This window comes from Deltaproteobacteria bacterium, assembly GCA_016875395.1.
Lineage (GTDB): Bacteria > Myxococcota_A > UBA9160 > UBA9160 > UBA6930 > VGRF01.
In genome coordinates, this window is record VGRF01000016.1 from 1 (window position 1) to 13250 (window position 13250).

Sequence of the window (13250 nt, forward strand, 5' to 3'; positions counted from 1 at the left end):
GGATCCGCCGGCGCCCACCGCGCCGCCGCGCGCGTGGGAAGTCGCGGTGGCCGGCCCCAGCGCCGCGCCTCGCGCGCTCGCCGCGCCCCGAGTCGTCGAGCTCGCAAGCCTGTGGGCGGGTCCGCTGGCGGGGAGGTTGTTAGGGCTCGCGGGCGCGCGGGTGACGAAGGTCGAGAGCGCGCGGCGTCCCGACGGAGCGCGTGCGGGCAACGCGCGCTTCTTCGATCTCCTCAACTCCGGCAAGCGGAGCGTCGCACTCGACTTTCACACCGCGAGCGATCGGCGCCGCCTCGCGGCGCTGCTCGAGAGCGCAGACATCGTGATCGAGGGCTCGCGCCCGCGCGCGCTCCTGCAGCTCGGCATCCGCGCGGAGAGCTGGACGCGCGCGCGCCCCGGGCGCGTCTGGCTCTCGATCACCGGATACGGGAGAGCGGCGCCGCAGGCGGACTGGGTCGCGTTCGGCGACGACGCAGCCGCGGCAGCCGGGCTCTGCTGGTGCGTGCCGGAAGGTGCGCCGCTGTTCGTCGGCGATGCGATCGCCGATCCGCTCGCGGGTCTCGGCGGAGCCCTCGCGGCGCTGCGCTGCTGGCGCGCGGGCGAGGGCGCGCTGCTCGACGTCGCGCTCGCGCGCTGCGCGGCGTGGTCGCTCGCGCAGGGCCCGCGCCTCGGCGCATCGCTCGCGCGCGGGCTCGAACCGCTTCCACCACGCGTGCTCGCGTGCGAACGCGAGCGCGCGGCGCCGCTCGGCGCGCACACCGCGGAGCTGCTGCGCGAGCTTGCGACTCCGTGATGTTGCCGGCGCTGTCGCGCGAGGGCTCAGACCCGATTCGCGACGGCCGCAGGGCTGCGCGGCGCGCTTACTTCTTCTCGATCTCTTTCACGCGGTCTTGGCCCACCTGGCCCTCGCCGACGACGTAGCCGAGCGCGCGAAGCTGGTTCAGCTCCATCTCGTCGAGCTCGACCGACGCGCCCTCGCCCCAGGGCGCCTTGCGCCACGCAAACGACTCATCGAGCTGAGTGCGGAGCTCTTCCGACCACGCGGGCGGGTTCTTGCGCAGGTTGCGCCGCTCACCCGGATCGGTCGCGAGGTCGTACACCTGCAGCGTCTCGTTCGCCTTCGCCTTGCTGTAGATCACGCGCTGCGTGTCGCGCTGAACTCCGACGAGCGGCTTCGGCTCCATCTCGATCTGGCCCCACACCTGATCGATGTAGGCGTGCGCAGGAGGCGCCTCCACGACCTCGCCGCGCGCGGCAGCCTGCATCATCGGCACGAGCGAGATGCCGTCGGTATCGGGCAGCGCCGGCAATCCCACGAGATCGAGCAGCGTCGGCCAGATGTCGACGTTGCGAACGAGCGAGTCGACCACGAGTCCGCCCTCGACGCGGAATGGCAGCTGGAACATCAGCGGAACGTGGACGACTTCCTGATGGATGTCCGTCGCGTGGCCCTCGCGGCCGTGCTCGCCGAAGGCCTCGCCGTGGTCGGCCGCGATGACGACGATCGTGCGCTTGCTGAGGTCGAGCGTGTCGAGCGTCGAGATCAGCGCCGCGATGTTTCGATCGGTCCAGTGGATCGAGCGGTCGTAGACGTTCGCGATCGTCGCGTCGCCGAACTTCTGCTCCGCGGCCGCGTCGTCGTAGACGTACTGGTGCACGTCCATGTAATGGAGGTAGAGCAGGAACTTCTCGCGCTGGTTGGTCTTGAGGAACTCGATCGCGGAGAGCGTCACGTCCTCGTCGGTGCCTGCGAGCTGCGCCTCGGTGCGGCCCTTGCGCTCGACGTGCGCCGCGTCGGTACGCGGCATCGGCTTGAGGTACAGGTCGAAGCCCTGCTGAAAGCCGAAGTTCGAGGACACCCAGCCGTTTCGGAAGATGCCCGCGGTCGTGTAGCCAGCCTTCGAGAAGAGCTCCGCCGGCATCACCGCGGAGTCCGGCAGCGCGTGATCGAAGCGGGTCACGCCGGAGCGCTGCGGAAACAGGCCGGTCCACAGCGACGCCATCGAGCACTTCGTCCAGCTCGACTGCGACTGCGCGCGCGCGAAGCGCACGCCGTTGTCGGCGATCACGTCCATGTTCGGGCTCGTCTCGCGCGCATAGCCGTAGCTCGAGAGGCGATCGGCACGGAGCGTGTCGATCAGCACGAACACGACGTTCACGTCCTGCCGCTCGCGCAGCTTCGCGAGGTCGCTCTCGATCGTGCCCACGTGCCGCGAAGCGCCGCGGATGTCGAACATCCAGACGAGAGTGCCGAGCACGAGCAGCCCCGCGAGCGCGAAGTAGGTCCAAGGCGAATCGATCAGACGGCGCAGCACAGGGGCCTCCCAGCTCCGGCGTGAGTCGCCGAGCGCCGGGTGAGGTGACGAGCTCGCACCCCAAAAACCACGAGGCGGCCACTCTCGCGAGTGACCGCCTCGGGTTTCGAGTTCGAGAGCGAGCCGCAGCTCGCCTCGGGCTACTTCAGCTTGCGGCGGCCGACGGCCACCAGGCCGGCGATGCCCGCACCGAGGAGCATCAGCGTGCCCGGCTCCGGCGCGTAGGTGAGGATGAGGAACGTGGGCGACACCGCCTCGCCGACGTTCCTGAAGCTCACGTACGCCGCGACGCCGGAGCCGGGCACGCTGATGCTGCTCGGTGCTGGCGTGGCGGGCCTCGTGCTCGTGGGTCGCCGCAAGCTCCGCTAGGGCCTGCTAGGCGATCACGCCTGATCCAAAGTGAGAGGCGGTCACTCGCGAGAGTGGCCGCCTCTTCACTTTTGCGGGGCCTGCTCGGATGTTGATTCGCGGCTGCCAAGTCGATGGCGCGCACTGCGACGTGCGCGTCGATCCTGCCGCCGGCCGCATCGCGGAGATCGCGCGGCGGCTTGCCGCGCTCGCCGCTGAGCACGTCATCGAAGCGAGCGGCGGTGCGCTGCTCCCCGGGCTGAACGACCACCATGCGCATCTGTTCGCCACTGCCGCCGCTCTCGGCTCGGTTCGCTGCGGGCCTCCCCACGTGCGCGACGCGCCAGCTCTGGCTGCGGCGATCTCGGCAGCGCGCGCGGGCGACGGCGGCTGGCTGCGCGGCGTCGGGTACCACGAGGCCGTCGCGGGCGCGCTCGATCGCCTCGCGCTCGACCGCATCGAGGACGCGCGGCCCGTGCGCGTGCAGCACCGCACCGGCGCGCTGTGGGTGCTGAACAGCGCCGCGATCGCGATGCTCGGCCTCGACGCCGGAGTCGACGCGCCGGGAGTCGAGCGCGATGCGGTAGGGCGCGCGACGGGGCGCCTGTTTCGTCTCGATGCGTGGCTTCGCGCGCGCATCGCGGAGTCGGCGCCCAGCGCGAGCTCCTCGCCGCGCAAGGCTCTGGAGCCGGCGCTGCGCGCGCTGTCGCAGCACTACGCGCGCTGTGGAGTCACCGGCGTGACGGACGCGGGCGCCGACAACGGCGCCTCGGCTCTCGCGGCCATCGCCGACGCTCAGCGAGCGGGCGATCTCGCGCAGCGTGTGCTCGTGATGGGAGACGAGTCGTTGCCCGTCCTCGCGACGCCGGAGCTGTCGACGGGCGCCCTCAAGCTGCTGCTCGACGAGCGCGCGCTGCCAGACCTCGGCTCGCTCGTCGCACGCATCGCCGCGGCGCACGCGCGCCGGCGCACGGTGGCCGTTCACTGCGTGACGCGCGTCGAGCTGCACTTCGCGCTCGCCGCGCTCGCCGAGGCTCGCGTGCTGCGCGGCGATCGCATCGAGCACGCCTCGGTCGCGCCGCCGGAGGCCGTGCGCGAAATCGCGCGGCTCGGCCTCACGGTCGTGACGCAGCCGAGCTTCGTGCTCGAGCGCGGCGACACCTATCTGGACGATGTCGACCCCACGGACCGCGCCTGGCTCTACCGCGCCCGCGTCTTTCTCGCGCAGCGAACTCCGCTCGCCGCTGGGAGCGACGCACCGTACGCCGAGCCCGACCCCTGGCGCGCGATGCGGGCCGCCTGCGAACGCCGCACTGCGGGCGGCGCCGCGCTCGGCAGCGCGGAGGCGCTCACGCCCGAAGAGGCGCTCGCGCTCTTCACAGCCCCGCTCGAAGCTCCCGGCAGCGCCCCGCCGCCTCTCGCGCCGGGTGCGCCCGCGGACCTGTGCCTGCTGCGCGTGCCCTGGAGCGAAGCGAGACGCAACTTGCACGCAGATCTCGTCACCGGCACCTGGCGCGCGGGCCACCTTCTCTGGAACGAGGACGCGCCTCGCCCCTGACGTCGGGGGCGGGTGCACCGGGGTCGGCAACCGGGGACGTTCCGCAAGAAAGTAAAGCTGGGTTTCTTTACTTACTTGCGGAACGTCCCTGCTCCGGGGCGCTTCCTCCGCCACCCGCCGCGAGTCACCTCAATCCCCGATGCGCCGCGACTTCTCCTTCCCCGTGCTCGCGCTGTGCTTTCTGCTCTCGGGCTTCGCTGCGCTCGTCTATCAGACCGCGTGGACTCGCGAGTTCGCGTTCGTGTTCGGCACCTCCGAGCTGGCGATCGCGACCGTGCTGGCGGCCTACATGGCGGGGCTCGCAGTGGGCGCTGCGCTCGCCGGGCGGCTCGCGCCGCGCGTACGGCGCCCCGTTCTTGCGTACGGCCTGCTCGAGCTCGGCATCGCGCTGGCGGCGCTCGCGGTGCCGCTGCTCGTGCAGGGCGCGACGGCGCTCTTGCTCGCATGGTTCGGCGAGCAGCCAGGCTTGCCCGACGCGCGCGGCGGAGCGATCTCGCTGTTCTACCTCGCCACCTCGTTCGCGATCCTGATGGTCCCGACGCTGTTCATGGGCGCGACGCTGCCGCTGCTCGCGCGCCACGCCGTCCGTAGCGATGCGGAGCTCGGCCCGCGCATCGCGTGGCTCTACGCGATCAACACCGCCGGCGCGGTGCTCGGCACCCTGACGACCGCGTTCGTGCTGCTCGACGCGCTCGGCTTGCGCGGCACGGTCTGGGTGGCGGTGGCGCTGAACGCCGGCGTGTTCGTGATCGCGGCGCTGCTCGCGCGCATCGCGCCGCTTCCCGAGAGCAGCGCGCCCGGCACCGCAGCCGCAGCGCAGGGCGCGCGCTGGATCCTCCCCTTGATCCTGCTCTCCGGCGCCGTCTCGTTCTCGTACGAAGTGCTGTGGACGCGCCTGCTCTCGCACCGCCTCGGCGCGAGCGTGTACGCCTTCGCGACGATGCTCGGGAGCTTCCTGCTCGGCATCGCGCTCGGCTCCGCGCTCGCCGCACGCTTTGCGCGTACGCCCGCGCAGGCTCGCGCCGGTTTCGCGTTCGCGCAGCTCGGCATCGCCGCGCTCTCGCTCGCCGCGTTCACGCTCGTGGACTCGCTGCCGGCATGGCTCGGCACGAACGTCGCGCTGCTGCCGAACGCCGCGGCCGGGTTCGCGTTGTTATTGCCTGCCGCGCTCTGCATCGGCGCGACCTACCCGCTCGCGGTGCGCGTCCACGCCGGCGGCGCGGCCGACGCCTCCGCAGCGAGCGCGCGCGTCTACGCGTGGAACACGGCGGGCTCGATCGCCGGCGCGCTCGGCGCCGCCTACTTCGCGCTGCCCGCGCTCGGCTTCACCGGCGTCGTGACGGCCTGCGTCGCGACGAGCCTCCTCCTCGCGCTGGCCGCTTCGTTGTTAGGGGATTCGCGCCTGCGGCTGGCGGGAGCGCTCGCCTCGCTCGGCTTCGTCGCGCTCGCGCTGCTGCCGCCGCGCGAGCCCGTGCACCTGCTCCACGCGACGCCGCTCGAAGCGCACGGCGAGATCTTCCCCGTCGTGTTCTCGGCCGTGGGCGAGAGCTCGAGCGTGCTCGTCACGCGCGACGAGATCGGCCGCTATCGCGTGCGCACCAACGGCCTCCCCGAGTCGCTCGTCGTCAGCAGCGAGGCCGACTTCGACATGGGCGCCTCGGCGCGCTGGATCGGCGGCCTGGCCTCGCTCGTGAGACCCGAGGCCGAGAGCATCGCCGTCGTCGGCCTCGGCGGCGGCCTCTCCGTCGAGGGCATCCCGCGCACGGTTCGCGACGTCCACGTGATCGAGCTCGAGCCCGAAGTCGTCGCCGCGAATCGCGCGCTCTCGCCGCATCGCGCCGTCGATCCCCTCGCAGACCCGCGCGTGCGCCTCTACGAGAACGATGCGCGCAGCGCGCTGCTCCTCTCGGGCTTGCGCTTCGACGCGATCGTCGCGCAGGCCTCGCACCCGTGGACCGCGGGCGCGAGCCACCTCTACACGCGCGAGTTCTTCGAGCTCGTGCGCTCGCGCCTCACGAGTCGCGGCGTGTTCGTGCAGTGGATGGGGCCCGGCTTCGTCGACGAGACGCTGCTTCGCTCGATCGTCGCGACGGTGCGCGCGGTGTGGCCGAACGTGCGCGTATACGACCCGTACGGCGCGCTGCTGTTCGTCGCCTCGAACGAGCCGCTCGCGAGCGCCGAGCAGAGCGTGCCGGCGCTGCTCGCGCGCGATGCGGAAGTGATGGCGCGCCTCGGCGTGATGTCGGCCGCGCACGCCGAGCTCTGGCTGCGCCTCGACGAGGCCGGGGCAGAAGAGTTTTCGCGCGGCGCCGCGGTCATTACGGACGACCGCAACCTGCTGCAAATGCGCTCGCCGGCGGTCGTCGCCGGCGGTACGTCGCTGCAGCAGCAACCGTCGGAGGCTCTCGCTCGGCTCGCGCCGCTGCGGCAGGTGCGCGGCGCCGCGGCGACCGCGCTCGTTGCTCGCGCTGCCGAGCAGGGCGCGCTCGCGCGCATCGGAGCGCTGCTGCCGCACGGCGGCGACGCGGCGGCGGAGCAGGGGATCGCGGCGCGCATCGCACTCATGCGCGGCCGGCAGCACGTCGCCGAGAACCGCCTCGCGCAGGCGCTCGCAACGAACGCGGGCGAGCCGCTCGCACGCTCGCTCGCGCTGCGCATGCAGCGCCGCTTCGGCGATTCCGCGAAGCTCGCGCCGCTGCTCGCGGGCGCCGACCCGTCAGACGGCGAGCGAGTTGTTACGGAGGCGCTAGCTGCGTCCGACCGCGGCGATCTCGCCGCGCTGCGCGCTCTCGACGCCGCGCTCGCCGCGCTCACGGGCGGCGACCCCTTCACGCCGGATGCGACGCTGCTGCGCGCGACGTGGCGCGTGAACGCGGGAGGCGACGCCGAGCGGGCAGAAGCGCGCGCGCTGCTCGCGGGCCTGTTCGTCACGACCACGGGCAACACGCCGGCGCGCCTTCTCCTCGCCGAACTCGAAGATCGCGACCCCGTGCGCCGCGCCGCTCCGCTCCTGCGGATCGCGAGCGACAAGGCCTCGCCCCCGCTCACCGCGCACGAGGCCGCGCGCATCGAGGCGCTCGCCCGCACGCTGCCGAGCGGCGCGCCGGAGCTGATGGGCGCCCGGGAGCGCGTGATGGCCTACCTGGACCGTGCGGCCCGGGTGCCCTGGCGCTGACGCGAGCCGCCTCGGCGGGCGAAGCGGCCAATCCGCGCCAGGCCAATCCGTGCCAGACCCCAAAAGGCCGGGGACGCGAGCGTGCGATCGCTGTGGAAACTTCCGCGTGGACGGAGGTTAACGCGATGCCCACGCCGATGGAGAAGCAGCCGGAGCCGGCCCTCGAATACGTGCCGATTCCGAAGGAGCGCTACACGAGCGCCGAGTTCGCTCGGCGGGAGTGGGAGCGCATGTGGACTCGCGTTTGGCTGCTCGCGGGCCGCGAGCAGGACGCAGCGAAGCCGGGCGACTACTTCACGTTCGAGATCGGCCCCGAGTCGGTGCTGGTCGTCAGGCAGCGCGATGGCTCGCTCGCCGCGCGTTACAACGTGTGCATGCACCGCGGCAATCGCCTGCGCGAGCCGGGCCGCGGCCACGCGGAAGAGTTCTCGTGCCTCTTCCACGGCTGGCGCTACGGCATCGACGGCAAGCTCGTCGCCGCGCTCGACCCGCACTGCTTCAAGCAGGGCGTCCCCGCAGAGAAGCTCTCGCTCGCGCCCGTGCGCTGCGAAACCTGGGCGGGCTTCGTGTTCGTGTGCCTCGATCCGAACGCGGCGCCGCTGCGCGACTACCTCGGCGTCATCCCCGAGCACCTCGATCCCTACGGCTTCGCGAGCTGGAAGATCCAGTTTCACTGCACGATCGCGATCGACTGCAACTGGAAGACCTGCGTCGACGCGTTCAACGAGGCCTATCACCTCTCGGCGACGCACGCGTGGACGACCGAGTTCACCGACGACGTGCGCACCGTCTACGACTGTTACGACAAGCACACGCGCATGATCTTCCCCGAGGTGCAGGCGAGCCTGCGCCATACGGGCGCGGGCACCGTGACGCAGGGGATCAAGGACAACTTCCTGAAGCGCGTCGGCGTCGATGTCGAGAGCTTCCGCGGCGGCGAGCGAGAAGCGCGCGCGGCCTACGCCGAGGCGATTCGCAAGCTCGGCCCCTTGTTAGGGGCGGACTTCTCGCAGCTGAACGAGTCGCAGATGTGCGACGACTTCCACTACACGATCTTCCCCAACGTCACGTTCAACACGCACTCGATGTTCGTGTGGGTGTTCACGCACCGGCCGCATCCGACCGACCCCAACAAGATGCTCTTCGACTTCTGGGACCTGCTGAACGCTCCGTCGCAGAACGTCCCGCGTCCCGAGACGCTCCACCTCGACGCCGCGAAGGGCGAGACGCTCACGGGCAAGTGCGGCGGCGGCGAGCTGATGGACGAGGACCTCTACAACCTCCCGCGCATCCAGCAGGGCATGAACAGCGCCGCCTTCAAGGCGCTGCACCTGTGCACGCAGGAAGTGCGCATCCTCCATCACCACGACACGCTGATGAAGTACCTCGAGGGCCGCGTTGGCTGATGGCGAGTCGCGCCCGGTGCCGTGCGAGGTCGCGTGGCATCGAGTTCCCGTCGAGCTGCCGCCGCACGGCGCGACGCGCCCGTTCGAGCTGCGCTCGCGCAAGCTCTTGCTCTGCAACGCGGCCGGCACGCCCTACGTGATCGAGGACTCCTGCCCGCACGTGCGCGTCTCGATGGCCGGCGCCGTGCTCGACGGCTGCGTGCTCGAGTGCCCGCACCACGGCGGCCGCCTCGACGTGCGCGACGGGCGCCCCGTGCGGTTGCCGATTCGGCGCGGAGTCGAGACGTACCCGGTGCGCGTCTGCGCGGAGGGCGGGGTGGAGGTGGCTTTGGCGATGGCTAGGCGACCGACGGAGGACCGCTGAGATCCCTGCGTCGTCCGCAACTGCCCGCACGACTGCCCCTCGATTCCGCCCGCCCTGAAGGCCGACGTTGTTGCTCTCCCCAAGAGGCACGAGTTCGAGCGAAGAGTCCGAGAGAAGCTGAAGCCGAAGAGCAACCGGCGATAGAGTCGGGGGACCGCAGAGGTAACCCCATGCACGATCTCATCCTCCGCTCCGGCACCGTGATCGACGGCACCGGCGCCGCGCCGCGCGAAGCGGACGTCGCGATCGATGGCGGCGTGATCACCGCGATCGGCTCCGTAACAACTCGCGGGCGCGAGGAGATCGACGCGCGCGGGAAGCTCGTGACGCCGGGCTTCGTCGACATTCACACGCACTACGACGGGCAGGCGACCTGGGATCCGCTGCTCACGCCCTCGTGCTGGCACGGCGTGACGACGCTCGTGATGGGGAACTGCGGCGTCGGCTTCGCGCCGGTCAGGCCGGGCAAGCAGGACTTCCTGATCGGGCTGATGGAGGGCGTGGAGGACATCCCGGGCACGGCGCTGCACGAGGGCATTGCGTGGGAGTGGGAGACCTTCCCGCAGTTCCTCGATGCATTGGGGCGTCGGCGTTTCGCGCTCGACGTCGGCACGCAGGTGCCGCACGGCGCGGTGCGCGCGTACGTGATGGGCGAGCGCGGCGCGAAGAACGAGCCCGCGAACGCCGAGGACGTGCGCGCGATGGCGGAGATCGTGCGCGAGGCGATCGCCGCCGGCGCGCTCGGCTTCTCGATGTCGCGCACGCTGATGCACCGCGCGATCGACGGCGAGGTGGTGCCGGGCACGCACGCCAGCGAGGACGAGATCTTCGGCATCTGTCGCGAGCTCGGGAAGCTTGCGCAGGGGATCATCGAGCTCGCGCCCGCGGGCGTGATGGGCGAGGACCTCGCGGCGCCCGAGAAGGAAGTGGCGTGGATGCGGCGCATCTCGCGCGAGACGGGGCGGCCGGTTTCGTTCGCGCTCTCGCAGCACGAGGTGGAGCCCGCGCAGTTCCGGCGCGTGCTCGCGCTGTGTCGCGAGGCGAATGAGGCCGGCTCGTCCCTAACACCTCAGGTCGGCTCGCGGCCCACGATGCTGCTGATCGGGCACCAGACGTTCCACCCGTTCTCGCATCGCCCCACGTACAAGCGCCTCGCGCACCTACCGCTCCCCGAGCGCGTCGCGCGACTGCGCGATCCCGAGGTGAAGCGGCGTATCCTCGCAGAGTCGCCGCCGCAGGACGGCGTGCCCGGGATCGCGATGGTGAACCAGCTGATCGCGACGGGGCTGCACAAGATCTTCCCCCTCGGCGATCCGCCGGACTACGAGCCGGGCCCTGAGAAGTCGATCCTGGCGATCGCGCAGCGCGAGGGCCGCGACCCGTACGACGTGCTCTACGACCAGATGCTCGAGCTCGACGGCCGCCAGCTCTTGATGCTCGCGATCCTCAGCTACCACGCGGGCGACCTCGAAGCGCTGCGCGAAATGCTGGAGCATCCCGACAGCGCGTTCGGCCTCGGCGACGGCGGCGCGCACTGCGGCGCGATCTGCGACGCGTCGATGACGACGTTCCTGCTCAGCCACTGGGCGCGCGACCGCGCGCGCGGGCCGCGCCTCCCGATCGAGTGGGTCGTGCGCAAGATGACGCGCGACACGGCGCACCTCTACGGCCTGCGCGACCGCGCCGTGCTCGCGCCCGGCAAGCGCGCCGACGCGAACGTGATCGACTTCGCGCGCCTCGAGCTCGCGCTCCCCGAGGTCGCCCACGACCTGCCCGCGAACGCGAGGCGCTTGATTCAGCGCGCGCGGGGATACGACGCCACGATCGTCGCGGGCGCGGTCACGTTCCGCGAAGGCGTGCACACCGGCGAGCTACCTGGGCGACTCGTGCGAGGTGCTCGCGCCTAGAGGTGCGTGCTCGCATCAAAGAGTGCATGTCTCAAACTTCGCGTCGGCGTACCGACCACACGAAGCCGTCCCACCAGAAATGCATTAGGGAAATCACCATCGGGACGGGCACGAGCCAGCGCCAGGAATCGAGGCCGACGCTGGCGTGGAAGAAGCCGGCGCACGCGATCAGCAGCGCGAAGAACACGAACGTCGCGGCGCGGCCCGCGCGCGCGTCGGGCAGATGCAGCACGCCGCGCAAGCTCTCGCGTTCGGTCCACCACACGATCGTGAAGTACTGCAGGCTGTGGAACAGGTTCGAGACCATGAACGCCTCGAGCGGCGGCAGGAATCCCCACGCGAAGATCGAGCTTGAGCGCGACGAGCAGCTCCTGGGTCACGAAGAACTCGAGCGCCCACATCGCGACGCCGGCGACCGCGCCGAGCGCGAGCGCGCGCGCCCAGGAACGGGGCGCCGTGCAGCCGATCGAGCGCCACGTCACGCCGCGCAGCCGGAGCGAGATGCACGCGACGGCGAAGAAGAAAGGCGTCTTGGAGACGGGGAGCCACTCGTCGAAGACGAAGATCGCGGCGAAGGCCGCGAGCTCGAGAGGGAAGAGCCACGGGCGATTCGAGGTCGGTCCGCCATTCATTCGAGCACTCCATGCAGGCGCTCCTCGAACGCGCAGTCGCACGAAGAGGCTCTCGTTCTACGATCGATCGGGCTCCTCCTTGCACCGGGCCGCTCGCCGCGATTCCCTCGCGTGCGGAGGCACCTCATGCGCATCGGCGTCATCGCGCCCATCAGCAACCCGGTCGGCACGCCCGAATACGTGCACGCGCTCGGCGCGGCGGTGGAGGAGCGCGGCTTTCACTCGTACTGGGCGCCGGAGCACGTCGTGTTGTTCGACGAGTACGCGTCGAGGTACCCGTACTCCGAAGACGGACGCATCGGCGGCGGGCCCACCAGCGGGCCGCTCGAGCCGTTCGTGGCGCTCTCGTTTCTCGCCAGCGCGACGAAGCGCCTGCGGCTCGGCACGGGCGTGCTGCTCGTGCCGCAGCGCAATCCCGTGTACACGGCGAAGTCGGTCGCTTCGCTCGACTGGTTGTCCGGCGGGCGGGTCGAGCTCGGCGTGGGCGTGGGCTGGCTGCGCGAGGAGTTCGCGTCGCTCGGCGTGCCGTGGGACCGCCGCGGCGATCGCACGCGTTCGTACGTCGGCGTGATGCGCGCGCTCTGGCGCGACGAGATCTCGCAGTACAAGGACGAGTTCTACGAGCTCGCGCCCTGCCGCCAGTTCCCGAAGCCCGTGCAGCAGCCGAACCCGCCGGTGCTCTTCGGCGGCGAGAGCGATGCCGCGCTCGCGCGCGTCGCGGAAGTGGGGGACGGCTGGTACGGCTTCAACCTCACGCCCGCGACGGCGAAGGATCGCCTCGCCGCGCTCGACGCGCGGCTCTCGCGCGCGGGCCGCAAGCGCAGCGACGTGCGCATCTACGCCACGCCGAACTGGCGCGAGCCGCTGAACGAGGAGACGGCCGCGCGCTTTGCGGAGCTCGGGGTCGATCAGCTGATCGTCTCGGTCGCCGCGCGTTCTCAGGACGATCTCGCACGCAAGCTCGATCGCGCGCTGCCGCTCGTCGCTGCTGCCGCGAAGCTGTGAGGGGCGGCGGTCGAGCGTGAGCGCGATCTACTTGTTACGGCACGCGCAGTCGGAGTGGAACGCGCTCGGGCGCTGGCAGGGCCACGGCGATCCGCCGCTCTCCGCGCTCGGCCGCGAACAGGCGCGCGCCGCCGCGGCGAAGCTGGCGGCGCTGCGCGTCGAGTCCATCGTCGCGAGCGATCTGCGCCGCGCTGCGGAGACGGCCGCGATCGTGGCGGCGGAGCTGTGTCTCGCGATCGAGCACGACACTCTCTGGCGCGAGCGCGACATCGGCGCGTGGACGGGTTTCACGCGCGGGGAGATCGAGGCGCGCTGGCCGGACGAGTACGCGCACTTCCGAGCGCACGAGGAGCACGTGCGCCCCGGCGGCGGCGAGTCCGACGCGATGCTGCGCGCCCGCGCGCGCGAAGCGCTCGCTGCGCTGCGGACGCGCCACGCCGCCGCGCGCGTGCTGGTCGTCACGCACCGCGGCATCGCGCGCATGCTCGTGCCGCAGCAGCCGCTCGGGAATGCGGAGTGGTGTGAGGTGCAGACCGGCTGACG

The 13250-nt window shown here is 71.5% G+C and carries 12 protein-coding genes; 9 read left to right on the plus strand and 3 right to left on the minus strand.

Annotated features, from left to right (window positions below; translation table 11 throughout):
* Nucleotides 1-790 (plus strand): CoA transferase (locus tag FJ091_13090; GenBank protein MBM4384284.1); only part of this gene is annotated, 790 nt, incomplete at its 5' end.
* Nucleotides 791-857: 67 nt separating this feature from the next.
* On the opposite strand, the gene FJ091_13095 is transcribed toward FJ091_13090, so the two are convergent.
* Both FJ091_13095 and FJ091_13100 read right to left on the minus strand, forming a co-directional pair.
* A complete protein-coding gene (locus FJ091_13095) occupies nucleotides 858-2312 on the minus strand; it encodes a sulfatase (protein ID MBM4384285.1) in 1455 nt (484 codons plus the stop codon).
* Between the two features lie 140 nt (nucleotides 2313-2452).
* Nucleotides 2453-2563: a PEP-CTERM sorting domain-containing protein gene (locus FJ091_13100; GenBank protein ID MBM4384286.1), complete on the minus strand. Its 111-nt coding sequence runs from the start codon at nucleotides 2561-2563 to the stop codon at nucleotides 2453-2455.
* Between FJ091_13100 and FJ091_13105 the strand changes: the two genes are divergently transcribed.
* The 6 genes from FJ091_13105 to FJ091_13130 all read left to right on the plus strand — a co-directional run bounded on the left by FJ091_13105 (nucleotide 2553) and on the right by FJ091_13130 (nucleotide 11070).
* The gene (locus FJ091_13105; protein MBM4384287.1) at nucleotides 2553-2681 is read left to right on the plus strand and encodes a PEP-CTERM sorting domain-containing protein; all 129 of its coding nucleotides are present in this window, start codon (nucleotides 2553-2555) and stop codon (nucleotides 2679-2681) included. The genes FJ091_13100 and FJ091_13105 overlap by 11 nt on opposite strands.
* 88 nt (nucleotides 2682-2769) lie before the next feature.
* Nucleotides 2770-4218 carry an amidohydrolase family protein gene (locus tag FJ091_13110; protein MBM4384288.1) on the plus strand — a complete coding sequence of 483 codons (1449 nt, stop codon included), beginning with the start codon at nucleotides 2770-2772 and terminating at the stop codon, nucleotides 4216-4218.
* Nucleotides 4219-4357: 139 nt separating this feature from the next.
* Complete coding sequence (locus FJ091_13115) at nucleotides 4358-7393, plus strand: fused MFS/spermidine synthase (protein ID MBM4384289.1); 3036 nt, start codon at nucleotides 4358-4360, stop codon at nucleotides 7391-7393.
* 125 nt (nucleotides 7394-7518) lie between these two features.
* Nucleotides 7519-8799, plus strand: coding sequence for an aromatic ring-hydroxylating dioxygenase subunit alpha (locus tag FJ091_13120; protein MBM4384290.1), 1281 nt, complete (start codon nucleotides 7519-7521; stop codon nucleotides 8797-8799).
* Nucleotides 8792-9163 carry a Rieske 2Fe-2S domain-containing protein gene (locus tag FJ091_13125; GenBank protein ID MBM4384291.1) on the plus strand — a complete coding sequence of 124 codons (372 nt, stop codon included), beginning with the start codon at nucleotides 8792-8794 and terminating at the stop codon, nucleotides 9161-9163. Before FJ091_13120 ends, FJ091_13125 begins: the two co-directional genes overlap by 8 nt.
* 170 nt (nucleotides 9164-9333) lie before the next feature.
* Nucleotides 9334-11070 (plus strand): amidohydrolase family protein, encoded by a 1737-nt coding sequence (locus FJ091_13130; protein ID MBM4384292.1) that lies wholly within the window; start codon nucleotides 9334-9336, stop codon nucleotides 11068-11070.
* Between the two features lie 31 nt (nucleotides 11071-11101).
* Here the strand turns inward: FJ091_13130 and FJ091_13135 are convergent, their stop codons facing one another.
* Nucleotides 11102-11377 carry a hypothetical protein gene (locus tag FJ091_13135; protein ID MBM4384293.1) on the minus strand — a complete coding sequence of 92 codons (276 nt, stop codon included), beginning with the start codon at nucleotides 11375-11377 and terminating at the stop codon, nucleotides 11102-11104.
* Between the two features lie 451 nt (nucleotides 11378-11828).
* On the opposite strand from FJ091_13135, the gene FJ091_13140 reads away from it, so the two are divergent.
* Both FJ091_13140 and FJ091_13145 read left to right on the plus strand, forming a co-directional pair.
* Nucleotides 11829-12707 carry an LLM class F420-dependent oxidoreductase gene (locus FJ091_13140; protein MBM4384294.1) on the plus strand — a complete coding sequence of 293 codons (879 nt, stop codon included), beginning with the start codon at nucleotides 11829-11831 and terminating at the stop codon, nucleotides 12705-12707.
* Nucleotides 12708-12723: 16 nt separating this feature from the next.
* A complete protein-coding gene (locus FJ091_13145; GenBank protein ID MBM4384295.1) occupies nucleotides 12724-13248 on the plus strand; it encodes a histidine phosphatase family protein in 525 nt (174 codons plus the stop codon).
* Nucleotides 13249-13250 lie beyond the last annotated feature (2 nt).